Source organism: Proteus sp. G4415, from assembly GCF_963896075.1.
GTDB classification, from domain to species: domain Bacteria; phylum Pseudomonadota; class Gammaproteobacteria; order Enterobacterales; family Enterobacteriaceae; genus Proteus; species Proteus mirabilis.
The window spans coordinates 13,733-28,621 of sequence record NZ_CAWQOK010000038.1 but is presented as its reverse complement, the minus strand read 5'-3'; the positions used below and the strand labels follow the sequence as shown (position 1 = coordinate 28,621).

General features: G+C 41.6%; 17 protein-coding genes and 2 tRNA genes. 15 read left to right on the top strand and 4 right to left on the bottom strand.

The features are described 5' to 3' along the window. The first annotated feature begins 44 nt into the window (after positions 1-44). The gene (mdh, locus tag AACU95_RS03350; protein WP_004246256.1) at positions 45-983 is read left to right on the top strand and encodes a malate dehydrogenase; all 939 of its coding nucleotides are present in this window, start codon (positions 45-47) and stop codon (positions 981-983) included. Between the two features lie 100 nt (positions 984-1,083). Here the strand turns inward: mdh and AACU95_RS03345 are convergent, their stop codons facing one another. Further along, entirely contained in the window at positions 1,084-1,350 is a 267-nt protein-coding gene (locus AACU95_RS03345) for a helix-turn-helix domain-containing protein (RefSeq protein WP_004246255.1), read from the bottom strand. 185 nt (positions 1,351-1,535) lie between these two features. On the opposite strand from AACU95_RS03345, the gene AACU95_RS03340 reads away from it, so the two are divergent. Then, complete coding sequence (locus tag AACU95_RS03340; RefSeq protein WP_004246254.1) at positions 1,536-1,883, top strand: DNA-binding protein; 348 nt, start codon at positions 1,536-1,538, stop codon at positions 1,881-1,883. Between the two features lie 78 nt (positions 1,884-1,961). After that, entirely contained in the window at positions 1,962-2,378 is a 417-nt protein-coding gene (locus AACU95_RS03335; protein ID WP_004246253.1) for a DNA-binding protein, read from the top strand. Between the two features lie 46 nt (positions 2,379-2,424). On the opposite strand, the gene ispB is transcribed toward AACU95_RS03335, so the two are convergent. After that, positions 2,425-3,396, bottom strand: a complete 972-nt coding sequence (gene ispB, locus AACU95_RS03330) for an octaprenyl diphosphate synthase (protein WP_004246252.1) — start codon at positions 3,394-3,396, stop codon at positions 2,425-2,427. Between the two features lie 262 nt (positions 3,397-3,658). Between ispB and rplU the strand changes: the two genes are divergently transcribed. The 3 genes from rplU to cgtA all read left to right on the top strand — a co-directional run bounded on the left by rplU (position 3,659) and on the right by cgtA (position 5,545). Then, complete coding sequence (gene rplU / locus AACU95_RS03325) at positions 3,659-3,967, top strand: 50S ribosomal protein L21 (protein WP_004246251.1); 309 nt, start codon at positions 3,659-3,661, stop codon at positions 3,965-3,967. 19 nt (positions 3,968-3,986) lie between these two features. Then, a complete protein-coding gene (gene rpmA, locus AACU95_RS03320; RefSeq protein ID WP_004246250.1) occupies positions 3,987-4,244 on the top strand; it encodes a 50S ribosomal protein L27 in 258 nt (85 codons plus the stop codon). A gap of 131 nt (positions 4,245-4,375) precedes the next feature. Beyond that, a complete protein-coding gene (cgtA, locus tag AACU95_RS03315) occupies positions 4,376-5,545 on the top strand; it encodes an Obg family GTPase CgtA (RefSeq protein ID WP_004253016.1) in 1,170 nt (389 codons plus the stop codon). A gap of 110 nt (positions 5,546-5,655) precedes the next feature. Here the strand turns inward: cgtA and dacB are convergent, their stop codons facing one another. Beyond that, positions 5,656-7,098, bottom strand: coding sequence for a serine-type D-Ala-D-Ala carboxypeptidase (gene dacB, locus AACU95_RS03310; protein ID WP_141191938.1), 1,443 nt, complete (start codon positions 7,096-7,098; stop codon positions 5,656-5,658). 413 nt (positions 7,099-7,511) lie between these two features. Between dacB and greA the strand changes: the two genes are divergently transcribed. Beyond that, complete coding sequence (gene greA, locus AACU95_RS03305) at positions 7,512-7,988, top strand: transcription elongation factor GreA (protein ID WP_004249606.1); 477 nt, start codon at positions 7,512-7,514, stop codon at positions 7,986-7,988. 122 nt (positions 7,989-8,110) lie between these two features. Here greA and yhbY read toward each other — a convergent pair whose 3' ends face one another. Further along, on the bottom strand, positions 8,111-8,404 hold the full coding sequence (yhbY, locus tag AACU95_RS03300; protein WP_012368729.1) for a ribosome assembly RNA-binding protein YhbY: 294 nt from the start codon (positions 8,402-8,404) through the stop codon (positions 8,111-8,113). Between the two features lie 145 nt (positions 8,405-8,549). Here yhbY and rlmE point away from each other — a divergent pair, with 145 nt between their 5' ends. From rlmE to rimP, 8 genes are all read left to right on the top strand, one after another. Then, positions 8,550-9,179 (top strand): 23S rRNA (uridine(2552)-2'-O)-methyltransferase RlmE, encoded by a 630-nt coding sequence (gene rlmE, locus AACU95_RS03295; RefSeq protein WP_004246244.1) that lies wholly within the window; start codon positions 8,550-8,552, stop codon positions 9,177-9,179. Between the two features lie 56 nt (positions 9,180-9,235). Then, positions 9,236-11,176 carry an ATP-dependent zinc metalloprotease FtsH gene (gene ftsH, locus AACU95_RS03290; RefSeq protein WP_004246243.1) on the top strand — a complete coding sequence of 647 codons (1,941 nt, stop codon included), beginning with the start codon at positions 9,236-9,238 and terminating at the stop codon, positions 11,174-11,176. An 81-nt stretch (positions 11,177-11,257) separates the two neighbouring features. After that, on the top strand, positions 11,258-12,100 hold the full coding sequence (gene folP, locus AACU95_RS03285) for a dihydropteroate synthase (RefSeq protein ID WP_004246242.1): 843 nt from the start codon (positions 11,258-11,260) through the stop codon (positions 12,098-12,100). Further along, a complete protein-coding gene (gene glmM, locus AACU95_RS03280) occupies positions 12,097-13,434 on the top strand; it encodes a phosphoglucosamine mutase (protein ID WP_004246241.1) in 1,338 nt (445 codons plus the stop codon). The genes folP and glmM overlap by 4 nt, the downstream gene beginning before the upstream one ends. Positions 13,435-13,600: 166 nt before the next feature. Beyond that, positions 13,601-13,945 carry a preprotein translocase subunit SecG gene (secG, locus tag AACU95_RS03275; RefSeq protein ID WP_004246240.1) on the top strand — a complete coding sequence of 115 codons (345 nt, stop codon included), beginning with the start codon at positions 13,601-13,603 and terminating at the stop codon, positions 13,943-13,945. Between the two features lie 64 nt (positions 13,946-14,009). Further along, positions 14,010-14,099: transfer RNA gene (locus AACU95_RS03270), tRNA-Leu, on the top strand. 60 nt (positions 14,100-14,159) lie between these two features. After that, positions 14,160-14,236, top strand: a tRNA-Met gene (locus tag AACU95_RS03265). A gap of 199 nt (positions 14,237-14,435) precedes the next feature. Further along, on the top strand, positions 14,436-14,888 hold the full coding sequence (gene rimP, locus AACU95_RS03260; RefSeq protein ID WP_004253010.1) for a ribosome maturation factor RimP: 453 nt from the start codon (positions 14,436-14,438) through the stop codon (positions 14,886-14,888). The last annotated feature ends 1 nt before the right edge of the window (position 14,889 follow it).

Here is a 14,889-nt window from a genome sequence, read left to right as displayed (position 1 = left end):
ATATCAAAGGCGTTCCACTATCTCGTAAACTAAGGAGTATCAGAATGAAAGTAGCAGTTCTCGGTGCAGCGGGTGGTATTGGTCAGGCACTGGCACTTCTTCTTAAAAATCAGCTTCCAGCTGGTAGTGAACTCTCTTTATATGATATCGCTCCGGTTACACCGGGTGTTGCAGCGGACTTAAGTCATATACCTACTCAAGTAAGGGTAAAAGGTTTTGCTGGCGAAGATCCTTCTCCTGCATTAAAAGATGCAGATGTTGTTTTAATTTCTGCCGGTGTTGCCCGTAAACCGGGTATGGATCGCTCTGATCTTTTCAATGTAAATGCAGGGATCGTGCGTAATCTTATTGAAAAAGTTGCACAAAACTGCCCTAAGGCGCTTATTGGTATCATTACTAATCCAGTCAATACTACGGTTGCTATCGCTGCTGAAGTACTGAAAAAAGCCGGTGTTTATGATAAAAAACGCCTATTTGGTGTGACAACACTAGATATTATCCGTGCGAATACTTTTGTTGCTGAATTAAAAGGCAAAGATCCACAAACAACGAATGTTCCGGTCATTGGTGGACACTCAGGTGTCACTATTCTTCCTTTGCTATCTCAAGTAGCCGGTGTGTCATTTACTGATGAAGAAGTTGCTGCATTAACAAAACGTATTCAAAATGCGGGGACTGAGGTTGTTGAAGCTAAAGCAGGTGGCGGATCAGCCACATTATCAATGGGACAAGCAGCTGCGCGCTTTGGTCTTTCATTGATCCGTGCTTTAAATGGCGAAAAAGATGTTATTGAATGCACCTATACCGAAGGCGATGGTGAACATGCCCGTTTCTTTGCACAACCTGTTCGTTTAGGTAAGAATGGTGTTGAAGAATATCTACCAATCGGTCAATTAAGTGATTTTGAAAAACAATCTCTTAATGGCATGTTGGATGTATTGAAAAAAGATATAATTCTTGGCGAAGAATTTATTAATAAATAAAAAATAACTTTTTTGCTTTAAAATAATGTAAATTTAAATAAAAACCGCTGATAGTGTATCAGCGGTTTTTTTTATTAATTATAATATATGTAATTATTAGTTAATTATTGGTTTTGTCGCGTATCTTCCGTTCAAGTAATTCTCCTGTTTCAGGATGAAAATAACGACTGGGCCAAATTTCCGAAGGCGCTACACCTAGAAAGTCAGCAATGATTTTCTCACCTTTTGGCCAAGGGCGTGACAGTGCATTAGCCAGTGTTGAAGAGCTTAAACCAGCTTGGCGAGAGATGGCTGCCAGTGTTGTGCCTCGTTTTCTGAGTGCGGCAATAATATCGGCAGGATGCCAATCAGATTTCCTTGAAATCATTTTTAATCCTTTTTCTATAAAATTAAATGCTGTGTTAGTGGTATAAATAACAGTTTATTAGAAATGCTTAAAAGCATTAAACTGATTATTTAGAAAATAAAATAACATTATTTTTCTAAAAATATTTCTGATTTTTTTCTTAATAATTTCTTTTTTGAAGTTGATAACAATTTTAGAGAAACGTAATGAAAAAAGAGTGGTATACGGCAATGGAATTGACGGGTATAGGTGGATTACCTAAATCACCACAAGGTGTAAATGCAAAAGCTAAACGTGAATCTTGGTTAAAACAAAAGAGAACTAATAAACAAGGAAATGGCGTTGAATATCATTACTCTTGTTTACCAGAAGAAACTTTAATTGCTCTGGAGCTTTATGAACCATTAGCACATTACAAACTAAATAAAGAGGAGCCACTCGTTATCTGGGTGAAAGCATTCCAACAACTTAATGATGGTGAACAAAAAACAGTAACAGAGCTGATCTTGCGGGATGGTATTAGAAGTTTTTTAGAAAAGATCGTCAAAGATTAAGCGACTTTAAAGAACGCGCTATTGCGTTATCCGCAACCGATATCTGACTAACCTCTTAGTTGAATGTGAGATGAGATCATGAAAAAAGAATGGTATACAGCAAAAGAATTAGTAGGGCTTGCAGGGTTACCTAATTCTCCACAAGGGGTCAATTTAATGGCACGCCGTGAAGGATGGGAAAATCGCCGTAAGCGTGGAGTACAAGGTAAAGCCGTTGAGTACTCGGTTAAAAGCCTCCCTGAAGAGGTGGTGAGTGTGTTAGCGGCGCATGAGCCTCCTGCAGAATATTTATCTAAGCGTCAGGATGCCTTTCTTATCTGGGTGGAAGCTTATTATCAGCTAACAAAATCAGAGCGTGAAAAAATCGTAAAATTTGTTTTACGAGAAGGTCTCGCTAAGTTAATTAGCTATATTGATGCTGACAATCAAGAAGAGATCGAACGAGAAAATGAAGAAGTGGTTCAAAAATTAAAAAGCCCCCCAGAGTCGACATAGTCGCTCTGACGGGCTTCTCATACTTTATGGGGTTTAGGTATGAAAATTACGATTGTCGTTGCACAGCAACGTGCGCAAGGCCAATTAATGCATCTTTGTAAGATGAATCAGGAATAATCGCTAACGCCTCAATGGCTTTATCGGCTTCTTCTTCCGCTTTTTGGCGGGTATATTCCAGTGAGCCACACTGTTTCATCGTTTTTAACACAGTGTCGAGTAAATGACGGCCGTTACCTTTTTCAATGGCTTGACGAATGAGTTGTGATTCTGTTTCGTTACCATGGTGCATGGCATGAAGTAAAGGCAAAGTAGGTTTACCTTCATCCAGATCGTCACCGGTATTTTTACCTAATTGGGTATTATCTGCATCATAATCCAGTAAATCGTCAATCAGCTGGAATGCAGTACCAAGATAACGACCATAATCTTGGAAAGCTTTCTCTTGCTCTGGAGTGGCTCCGCAGAGGATGGCTGACGCATGAGAGGCAGCTTCAAATAAACGGGCGGTTTTACTGTAGATAACTTGCATATAGTCATCTTCAGTAATGTCAGGATCGTTACAATTCATTAATTGTAATACTTCACCTTCAGCGATCACATTGGTTGCGCTAGACATCAGCTTTAGCACGCGCATGGAATCAAGATCCGTCATCATCTGAAAAGATCGTGTATAAATAAAGTCACCTACCAGCACGCTTGCAGCATTACCAAACACAGCATTAGCTGTTTGTTTGCCTCTACGCATATCGGATTCATCAACAACATCGTCGTGCAATAATGTTGCGGTATGAATAAATTCAATTAAAGCGGCGACAGAGATATGTTTGTCCCCTTGATAATCCAAAGCTCGGCCGGTCAGAACAGCGATCATTGGGCGGATCCTTTTACCACCACCGCTAATGATGTAGTAACCAAGCTGGTTTATCAAAGAAACATCTGAATTAAGCTGGTAAAGAATTGCGTCATTTACCGCAGCCATATCAGCGGATGTGAGTTTTATAATAGATTCTAAATTCATGTTTTTCGACTTTGGCTCGCCAATGAGCGCGTTATAATTAATAAAAAATGATCATGCCATAGATTTTACTCTCTTATAATTTAGATTGTACTTTAAAAATGGCTGAAATAAATATTGTGTAAAAAACTCTTTTTTTTGCTGGTTGTTTGCGATCTATACTTGTCATCGCGACTAAATTTGCGTAGAATTCGCGCCCTATGTGAATATTTTAATTGTGCACTCAAATTATACATATTGGGAGTGTGCGGAAAGCGGAGTTTATATGTACGCGGTTTTCCAAAGTGGTGGTAAACAACACCGAGTCAGCGAAGGTCAAACAATTCGCTTAGAAAAGCTTGAAGTAGCAACTGGCGAAACTATTGAGTTTGACACCGTCATGATGGTCGCTGATGGCGACAACATTCAAATTGGCGCTCCAATCCTTGAGGGCGTTAAAGTTAAAGCGGAAGTGGTTGCTCACGGTCGCGGCGAGAAAGTTAAAATTGTTAAGTTCCGTCGTCGTAAACACAGCCGTAAACAACAGGGCCACCGTCAGTGGTTTACTGATGTTAAAATCACTGGTATCGCTTAAGGTTTAGGAGAGCAGATTAATGGCACACAAAAAGGCTGGCGGCTCGACTCGTAACGGTCGCGATTCCGAAGCAAAACGTCTAGGTGTAAAACGTTTCGGTGGTGAAGCTGTATTAGCAGGTAGCATCATCGTTCGTCAACGTGGTACTAAGTTCCATGCAGGTACTAACGTTGGTTGTGGTCGTGACCACACCCTGTTTGCGTTAGCTGACGGAAAAGTTAAATTCGAAGTTAAAGGTCCAAACAATCGTAAATTTATCAGCATCGAAGCTGAATAATTACCGGTCCTTTAAACACCGAGTTAAAAGCCCTGCACAGTCTGTTGCGGGGCTTTTTATATTTAAAAAAGGCCATCTCTGGGTAATTTCGGCCATCCAGCACGTTAATGGCTATCATACGGAGTAAAATCATGAAATTTGTTGATGAGGCCAAGATCCTAATCGTCGCTGGCGACGGTGGTAACGGCTGTGTAAGCTTTCGTCGAGAAAAATATATCCCGAAAGGGGGACCAGACGGTGGTGATGGCGGTGATGGTGGTGATGTCTACATGGTTGCAGACGAAAACCTCAACACCCTTATCGATTACCGTTTTACTAAATCTTACCGCGCTGAGCGTGGTGAAAATGGCCAAAGCCGTGATTGTACGGGAAAACGTGGTCAAGATATTACTATTAATGTCCCTGTGGGGACGCGTGCCCGTGATCTTGCTACAGGTGAGATCATTGCTGACTTAACGGTACATGGTCAAAAACAAATGGTCGCTAAAGGTGGCTTCCATGGTTTAGGGAATACGCGTTTTAAATCATCAGTCAATCGTGCACCACGTCAACGCACAATGGGTACACCAGGTGAATCACGTGAAGTACTGTTAGAGCTGATGCTACTTGCGGATGTAGGTATGTTAGGTATGCCGAATGCCGGTAAATCTACCTTTATTCGAGCCGTCTCGGCAGCCAAACCAAAAGTGGCAGATTATCCATTTACTACACTAGTACCTAGCTTAGGTGTTGTGCGTATGGACAGCCATCAAAGCTTTGTCGTTGCGGATATACCGGGGCTGATCGAAGGGGCTGCTGATGGCGCGGGTCTTGGGATCCAGTTCCTGAAACATTTAGAACGTTGCCGTGTATTATTGCATTTGATCGACATCGATCCTATTGATGGTTCTGATCCCGTTGAAAATGCCAAAATCATTATTTCTGAATTAGAAAAATACAGCGATAAACTGGCACAAAAACCACGTTGGTTAGTTTTCAATAAAGTGGATCTGCTTGATGCCGATGAAGCAAAACAGAAAGCACAAGCGATAGTTGAAGCGTTGGGTTGGGAAGGTGATTATTATATGATTGCTGCTATCAACCAAGAAGGGGTGAAAAAACTTTGTTGGGATATTATGGAATTCCTGAAAGTGACCCCACGTGAGCAAGATATTGCTACCGCTTTAGCCGCTGAAGAAAAAGTTGATTTTATGTGGGATGACTACCATAAAGAACAACTTGAAAATCCTGACCTTGAAGACGATGACGAAGATTGGGATGAAGAAGATGATGATGGTGTAGAGTTTATCTACCAACGCTAATCTCTCTTTTTATCGGTATTGTTGTCTCGGTATCGTATAGACATACAGATAGCGAGACATAAAAAACGCCTGAATTTTCAGGCGTTTTTACTTTCTAACAAATAATAGTGCTATTTATTGTTATAGATATCTTTATATAAATTCGTTTCAAAACGAACCAAATAGGCGCGTCCAGCATTGCGATTTTGTGTAGGGGGAGAGTAGGCAGAAATAAATTGTACAAATGCCACTTTCTGTCCATTGGCTGTGGTCATAAAGCCAGCTAGATTATACACTCCCTTGAGTGAACCTGTTTTAGCGGAAACTTTACCGTTGACGCCCGCTTCAGTAAAACCACCACGATATTGCAATGTACCATCATGACCGGCAAGAGGAAGCATACTGATAAAATTTAATTCACTATCATGTTGTCCGACATATTGTAATACTTGCATCATGGTTGCGGGGGCTATCAGGTTATGGCGGGAAAGCCCAGATCCATCCACCATAATTGTATTAGCTAAATCAATGCCCGCTTTTTGTTTTAAAATAGCACGAGTGGCATCCGCCCCTGAACGCCAAGTGCCAGCAACACCATAATATTCACGACCAATAGTTCTAAATACGGCATCTGCAATCATATTGTCAGACTCTTTTAACATCGTCGTCAATAAAGTGTATAACGGTTTAGATTGTGTTTGAGCTAAAACAGTAACAGGGGCTTTAGGTTGGGAGCGGCGTTTGACATAACCGTCCAGCTCAATATCTGCACGTTGTAACTCTTCTTTTAGCAATATACCTGCCCAGTGCGCACCATCTTGAATGGAAAACATCAGCGGCATGGCTTCTTCACGTTTAGGAATGCAGCCTGTTATCACATAAGTATTTAAATCTCTCACCGTGACGTCTAATTCGCAAAAGCGGGTTCGTGTTGAGCCTTTTTCATAGGTTTCAACTTCGCTTAAAACCGTGACAGGATAAAAAGACGCTTTACGTATGGTGGCGATATCACCTTCTTTTTGACCACTTTGCAGTAAGACGGAAAAACAATTTTTATCTACAATAGCGGCACTTGGTGGGGCACTAAAGCATTGGGTCATATCATTCCAAACCCATCCCGGCGCTTTGTCATGGCTGGAGAAAGCAGAGGTATCAATTAATAAATTTCCCGTTATTTTTGTGACGCCGGATTGTTTTAATACGGCAACCATTGCTCGTAATTGCTGGCGAGTTAGCGTAGGATCACCACTAAAACGGAAAATTAAATCACCCTCTAGTTGATTGTTTTTTATCTTACCTTCCGTTTCCATTGTGGTGGTAAATTGATAATCGCCCCCTAATTGCAATAGGGCGGCTAAAGCTGTGACCACTTTTTGTGTGCTGGCTGGCAAAGATAATTGATTATCATTATAAGTTAGGTTAGGGGAGGATGCGCCAACAGTTTGGGTGATTAAACCGACTTGAGTGCCATCAGGCAAAAGTTCTATATATTTTTCAACAGGAATGGCGAGGGTTGAAAAGCTTAACAGACTCAAGGTATAAAATATTCCGCGGAATATAGGTAATAAGCGCATAATTTCTCTATCCGTAACTATAAGCTTAACGCTATAGTGTTGATTGCCAGAGGCTAATACTAAAGGGCAATGAGGGCAAAAGTAAACGGTAACACGTGTGATTATCTGATTATCAGAAAATATTACTTATCCTGTTTTTAAAACGAGAATAAGACGTGAAGCCATTGGCCTCTTGTGTTAGATTTAGTTTAGCTTTAGATAAGGGAGGTTTTTACTACTTCCCAACCAAAAGGGTAGAAAGTTACAATTATTTTCTATTCATCGAATATATAAAGGGACAGGCCCTCATTAAGGCTGCCTGTGTCTTTTTTTGTCTTGAGAAGAGTAAAGTAGAACCTTTTCTCTGTGTTGTTAGTATAAAAAATCAGGATGATACCTATTTTTTATTAGGAATAGTATTGAGGTATTAACACATGAATCAGATCCCTATGACAGTTCTCGGAGCAGAAAAATTACGCGAAGAACTGGAATATCTAAAAACTGTTCGTCGCCCAGAAATTACCGCGGCCATTGCTGAGGCACGGGAACATGGCGACTTAAAAGAAAACGCGGAATATCACGCAGCTCGTGAACAACAGGGTTTCTGTGAAGGCCGCATTCAAGAAATTGAAGCAAAATTATCAAATGCGCAAGTCATTGATATCACTAAAATGACAAATAATGGACGTATTATTTTTGGTGCCACGGTGACTTTACTCAATGTGGATACTGAAGAAGAGCAAAAATACCGCATTGTTGGTGATGATGAAGCAAACATTAAAGAAAACTTAATTTCAGTCAACTCACCGATTGCCCGTGGATTGATTGGTAAAGAGTTAGATGATGTGGTGGTCATTAACACCCCAGGCGGCCAAGTAGAGTATGAAGTTTTAAACGTAGAATATATTTAATTTGTAATTTTACGTTTCTATAGAAAACTAGAATGCTATCCTGTGGTAATATTAAAAAAGGCCTGAAAAGGCCTTTTTTGCCATAGAGTTAGTTATGGCATTTTTATATAAAGGTATAAGTTTTATTTCGGTAAAATAATTTTACGCGCTTCAGAAGGGCGATAAAGAACAACCATTTTTCCGATAACTTGTACATTCTGTGCACCGCTTTCACGCACAATCGCTGCCACGATCAAGTTTTTAACATCTCGATCTTCGCCTGCGATTTTGACTTTGATAAGCTCATGATGTGCCAGAGCGATTTCAATTTCTGCAAGAACGCCTTCAGTCAACCCGTTGTTACCGATCATAACGACAGGATTGAGATGATGAGCGAGCCCTTTCAGGTGTTGAATTTGTTTTTTGTTAAGAGTCATCATTAATTTTTGCTTAGTTGGGATTGAAAACGGTCTATTCTAACGCCATCTCTCATTTATCACCATAAAATGTCGTCAAGATGCGGTAAAATGAGTGAAGAAGTAAAATTTTTGATTGCTAAGTGTATGATAGTTGGAAAACGCAATGGCCAATAAAAAACGTTCGGCAAGCTCTAGCCGCTGGTTACAAGAACATTTTAGTGATAAATATGTTCAACAAGCAAAGAAAAAAGGGTTTCGCTCTCGAGCTTGGTTTAAATTGGAAGAAATTCAGCAAAGTGATAACATTTTCAAACCAGGTATGACCGTTGTCGATTTAGGTGCTGCTCCGGGTGGGTGGTCTCAATATGTCGTACAGCAGTTAGGAAATAAAGGTAGGATCATCGCATGTGACCTTTTACCTATGGATCCTATCGTTGGTGTCGATTTCCTTCAAGGCGATTTTCGTGATGAACTTGTATTGAAGGCATTGCTTGATAGAGTAGGTGATAATAAAGTCCAGGTTGTCATGTCTGACATGGCTCCAAACATGAGCGGAACACCCGCGGTCGATATTCCTCGATCCATGTATTTAGTAGAGTTAGCGCTTGATATGTGTCGTGATGTGCTGGCTCCCGGGGGAAGTTTTATTGTCAAAGTGTTTCAGGGAGAAGGCTTTGATGAGTACCTGGGGCAAATACGCTCCCTGTTTACGAAAGTGAAAGTTCGTAAACCAGACGCTTCGCGGTCTCGTTCTCGTGAGGTATATATTGTAGCCACAGGGCGTAAACTTTAGTACCCTAAAGCTATTTGTTAACACAGTTGTAATATGAGGTTAATCCCTTGAGTGACATGGCGAAAAACCTGATCCTCTGGTTAGTCATTGCAGTCGTATTGATGTCATTATTCCAGAGCTTCGGACCCAGCGATTCGAATAGTCGTAAGGTGGATTACTCTACCTTTATCAATGAGTTAACTAATAACCAGTTACGCGAGGTCAGCATAAGTGGTTATGATATTAATGTAACTAAAACAGATAACTCAAAGTACAGCACGTATATGCCTATGCGTGATGATAACCTGCTGACCACTTTAATGAACCGTAATGTAAAAGTGACCGGTGAACCCATTGAAGGTCAAAGCCTTCTAACACAAATTTTTGTGTCTTGGTTCCCAATGCTTTTACTGATTGGTCTTTGGATCTTCTTTATGCGCCAAATGCAAGGTGGTGGCGGTAAAGGTGCGATGTCTTTTGGTAAGAGTAAGGCTCGCATGTTGACAGAAGACCAAATCAAAACAACCTTTGCTGATGTTGCAGGTTGTGATGAGGCAAAAGAAGAAGTCAGCGAGCTAGTTGAGTATTTACGTGATCCGGGTCGTTTCCAGAAATTAGGTGGTAAAATTCCGAAAGGTATCCTAATGGTTGGTCCTCCTGGTACGGGTAAAACATTATTAGCAAAAGCGATTGCTGGTGAAGCAAAAGTACCTTTCTTTACTATTTCTGGTTCTGACTTCGTTGAAATGTTTGTCGGGGTCGGTGCTTCTCGTGTTCGTGATATGTTTGAACAGGCTAAAAAAGCAGCACCTTGTATCATCTTTATCGATGAAATCGATGCGGTTGGTCGTCAACGTGGTGCCGGTCTTGGCGGTGGTCATGATGAACGTGAACAAACGCTGAACCAGATGCTGGTCGAAATGGATGGTTTTGAAGGCAACGAAGGTATCATCGTGATTGCCGCAACTAACCGCCCTGACGTATTAGACCCTGCATTATTACGTCCAGGTCGTTTTGACCGTCAAGTCGTCGTAGGTTTACCAGATGTTCGTGGTCGTGAGCAAATTCTGAAAGTGCATATGCGCCGAGTGCCATTATCACCAGACGTTGATCCTGCGATCCTTGCTCGTGGTACTCCGGGTTTCTCCGGTGCTGACTTGGCAAACTTGGTTAATGAAGCTGCACTATTTGCTGCACGCGGTAACAAACGTGTTGTTTCAATGGTCGAGTTCGAAAAAGCAAAAGATAAGATCATGATGGGTGCTGAACGCCGTTCAATGGTTATGACCGAAGAACAAAAAGCATCAACGGCTTATCATGAAGCGGGACACGCTATTATTGGTCGTTTAGTGCCTGAACATGATCCGGTACATAAAGTGACGATTATCCCTCGTGGACGTGCATTAGGTGTGACTTTCTTCTTACCTGAAGGTGACCAAATCAGTGCCAGCCGTCAAAAACTGGAAAGCCAAATTTCAACACTTTATGGTGGTCGTTTAGCGGAAGAGATCATTTATGGGCCTGAACATGTTTCGACAGGGGCTTCTAATGATATCAAAGTGGCAACCAATATTGCGCGTAACATGGTGACACAGTGGGGCTTCTCTGAAAAATTAGGGCCATTACTGTATGCTGATGAAGACGGTGAGGTGTTCTTAGGTCGTTCAGTTGCTAAAGCGCAACATATGTCAGATGAAACGGCACGTACTATCGACGAAGAAATTAAAGCTATCATCGATCGTAACTATACCCGTGCTCGTCAAATCCTGATGGACAACCTAGATATTCTGCACTCAATGAAAGATGCATTAATGACTTATGAAACCATTGATGCACCTCAAATTGATGACTTAATGAATCGTCGTGAAGTTCGTCCACCGGCAGGTTGGGAAGGCAATAATGGCAATAGTGGTGCAAATACCGCTACAGCACAGCCGACACAAACACATGTGACGAATGAGCCAAATAATAAGTCAGGATCAGAGAGTGACACACCTTCTGATAACAATACTCATTAATCCTTATCGGGTTCTATATTGAGTAAGCTATAAATACAAACCCCAGGCTTTCTGGGGTTTTTTTATATAGGTATCAACGAAATGAAATTAATTGCCAGAGGAAGAGAGCTTAATTTATCTTCACCCCAAGTGATGGGCATTTTAAATGTGACGCCAGATTCATTTTCTGATGGCGGAACGCATAACTCTCTTAATGATGCTATTAACCACGCCGCTAAACTTATTGCTGAAGGGGCTTCTATCATCGATATCGGTGGTGAATCAACAAGGCCGGGTGCCAGTGATGTTTCTGTCGATGAAGAGTTACATCGTGTTATTCCTGTGGTCGAAGCTATCCAGCAACGTTTTGATGTGTGGATTTCTGTTGATACATCCAAAGCACAAGTGATCACGGAGTCCGCTCAAGCGGGTGCCTCTATTATCAATGATATACGTTCACTTACCGAACCTGGAGCACTGCAGGCGGCTGCAAAAACGGGGTTACCTGTTTGTATTATGCATATGCAAGGTTTACCTAAAACAATGCAACATTCGCCGCAGTATAAGAATGTGATGATAGAAGTTGATGCTTTTCTGGCAGAGAATATTCAACGTTGTATTGATGCTGGTATCGAGAAAAATCAAATTATTCTTGATCCAGGCTTCGGCTTTGGTAAAAATTTAGCGCATAATTATCAATTATTAGCACATCTAAGTGATTTTCATCACTTTGGTTTACCGATACTCGCCGGAATGTCACGTAAATCAATGGTAGGACAGTTACTCAATGTTCCGCCACAAGAACGTGTTGCTGGTAGTGTTGCTTGCGCAGTTATTGCTGCAATGCAAGGGGCACAAATTATTCGTGTACACGATGTTAAAGAGACTGTAGATGCGATGAAAGTCGTGCAGGCGACTCTTTCTGCAAAGGAAAATAATGAATGAGCGAACGTAAATACTTTGGAACAGACGGTATCCGTGGAAAAGTAGGTGACAGCCCTATTACACCTGATTTTGTATTAAAGCTAGGCTGGGCTGCAGGTAAAGTACTTGCACGTCACGGCTCACGTAAAATCATTATCGGTAAAGATACTCGTATTTCTGGTTATATGTTGGAATCGGCTCTAGAAGCAGGCCTTGCTGCTGCGGGATTATCCGCTTCATTTACAGGCCCGATGCCAACCCCCGCGGTCGCTTATTTAACCCGTACTTTCAGAGCAGAAGCTGGCATAGTGATTTCTGCTTCTCATAATCCCTATTATGATAATGGCATCAAATTCTTCTCCATTGATGGTACAAAACTACCTGATGAAGTAGAAGAAGCCATTGAAGCGGAAATGGAAAAACCGATCACTTGTGTAGAGTCCGCAGAATTAGGGCGTGCGAATCGCATTGTTGATGCCGCAGGCCGTTATATTGAATTTTGTAAAGGTACGTTCCCTAACGAAAATAATTTAAATGGGTTAAAAGTTGTTGTGGATTGTGCTCATGGTGCAACTTACCATATTGCGCCTAATGTTTTTCGTGAACTCGGGGCTGAGGTTATCACTATTGGTTGTGAGCCTACGGGCATCAATATCAATGACGAATGTGGTGCAACAGATGTACGTATGTTGCAAAAACGCGTGTTAGAAGAGGGTGCCGACGTTGGTTTAGCCTTTGATGGTGATGGTGACCGTATTATTATGGTTGATCATAAAGGCCTAAAAGTAGATGGTGACCAAATTCTCTATATCATTGCGCGAGAAGCATTGCGTCAAGGTCAACTACGTGGTGGTGCCGTCGGTACACTAATGAGTAATATGGGGTTAGAGATTGCCTTAAAACAGCTTGGTATTCCTTTTGTGAGAGCGAAAGTGGGTGACCGCTATGTGCTTGAGAAATTGCAAGAAAAAGGCTGGCGTTTAGGGGCGGAAAACTCGGGTCATATTATTTTACTTGATAAGACAACAACGGGTGATGGTATTGTTGCTGGTCTGCAAGTATTAAGCGCAATGGTTCGTAACCATATGAGCTTGCATGATCTATGCAGTGGCATGAAATTATTACCACAAATTTTGGTGAATGTTCGTTTTACGGGAAATCACGATCCTCTACAATCCACAGAAGTTCAGCAAGTCGCAAAAGAAGTCGAGGCGGAGCTTGGTGGTAAGGGACGCGTTTTATTACGTAAATCAGGAACAGAACCATTAATTCGAGTGATGGTTGAAGGCGAAAATGAAGAGCAAGTCACAGCGATGGCGAATCGTATTGCTGATGCAGTAAAACATGTTGGCTAATTGCTGTTTTTTTCTTCAATTAATCACTTTATAGTAAAATAACCTTGCTTGTCAGTTCAGGTTTGGTTAGTATTCACACCCGCTTAGTAAGGTCGTTGAACTAAAGCGGGTGAAGCAATCGAAGGTTATCGCATAGGCGATAAGTTCCATAGAATAGGTAACGCAAATGTATACAGCACTCATTGTTATTCTTATCATTGCAGCAACAGGGCTGGTTGGTCTGATCCTGTTACAGCAGGGTAAAGGTGCTGATATGGGCGCTTCTTTTGGTGCAGGTGCTTCCGGTACAGTATTTGGTTCAAGCGGTTCAGCAAATTTCATGACCCGTATGACCGCTGTTTTAGCAACAGTGTTTATTGTACTTTGCCTTATTTTAGGTAATTTAAGTGCCAATAAAACTGTTCGTGAAGACAGTAAGTGGATGTCTATCGAGCAGACTGCAGAAGAAGCGAAAAAAGCTGAGCAATTAGCAGCGCCTGTAGCACCAGCAAACACAGATATTCCGCAGTAAACTAAGTAATAGTTAAAAATGAGATTGTTTGGGGTTTTGGTTAAATAAACAGTCTCATTAAAGTGCCGAGGTGGTGAAATTGGTATACACGCTACCTTGAGGTGGTAGTGCCTACAAAACGGGCGTACGGGTTCAAGTCCCGTTCTCGGCACCATTATTCCAGATAGCTTGCGTTTTGCTTGTTATCAGCGTAAAATTTGCCACGTTTTTCGAACGCGGGGTGGAGCAGCTTGGTAGCTCGTCGGGCTCATAACCCGAAGGTCGTTGGTTCAAATCCAGCCCCCGCAACCACTTCTAACAATACAGCACTTTTCTCATTAATCATCTTGTAAACCGATTATGATCCTGAGTGGAATGTGCCGTAGAAGAGGTTATCTCGATTGGCAAGTTACAGGGTCCAGTTGCATAAAGCCCCGAATTTCGGGGTTTTTTGTTATCAGAGAATAGAATACTGGGCTATAAGCCCTTTTTTTATGCCTTGGGGGTGGGTTTGTCCACATTAGAGCAAAAATTAACAGCGATGGTTTCAGCACCAGTAGAAGCATTAGGCTTTGAATTTGTTGGTCTTGAGTTTATTCGTGGTCGAGTATCAACATTGCGTATCTATATTGATAGTGAAGAAGGTATCACTGTTGATGATTGTGCTGATGTTAGCCACCAGGTCAGTGCTGTGCTGGATGTTGAAGATCCAATTCAAACATTTTATAACCTTGAGATCTCATCTCCTGGTTTAGAAAGACCTTTATTCACTACAACGCATTATGAGCAATTTATCGGCGAAGAAGTCGCCGTTGTATTACGAATTGCGATGCAAAACCGCCGTAAATGGCAGGGCATTATTAAGTCTGTCGCTGGCGAAATGATCACGGTTACTGTGGATGGTAAAGACGAAGTGTTCGCACTGAGCAACATCCAGAAAGCTAACCTGGTACCCCACTTTTAAG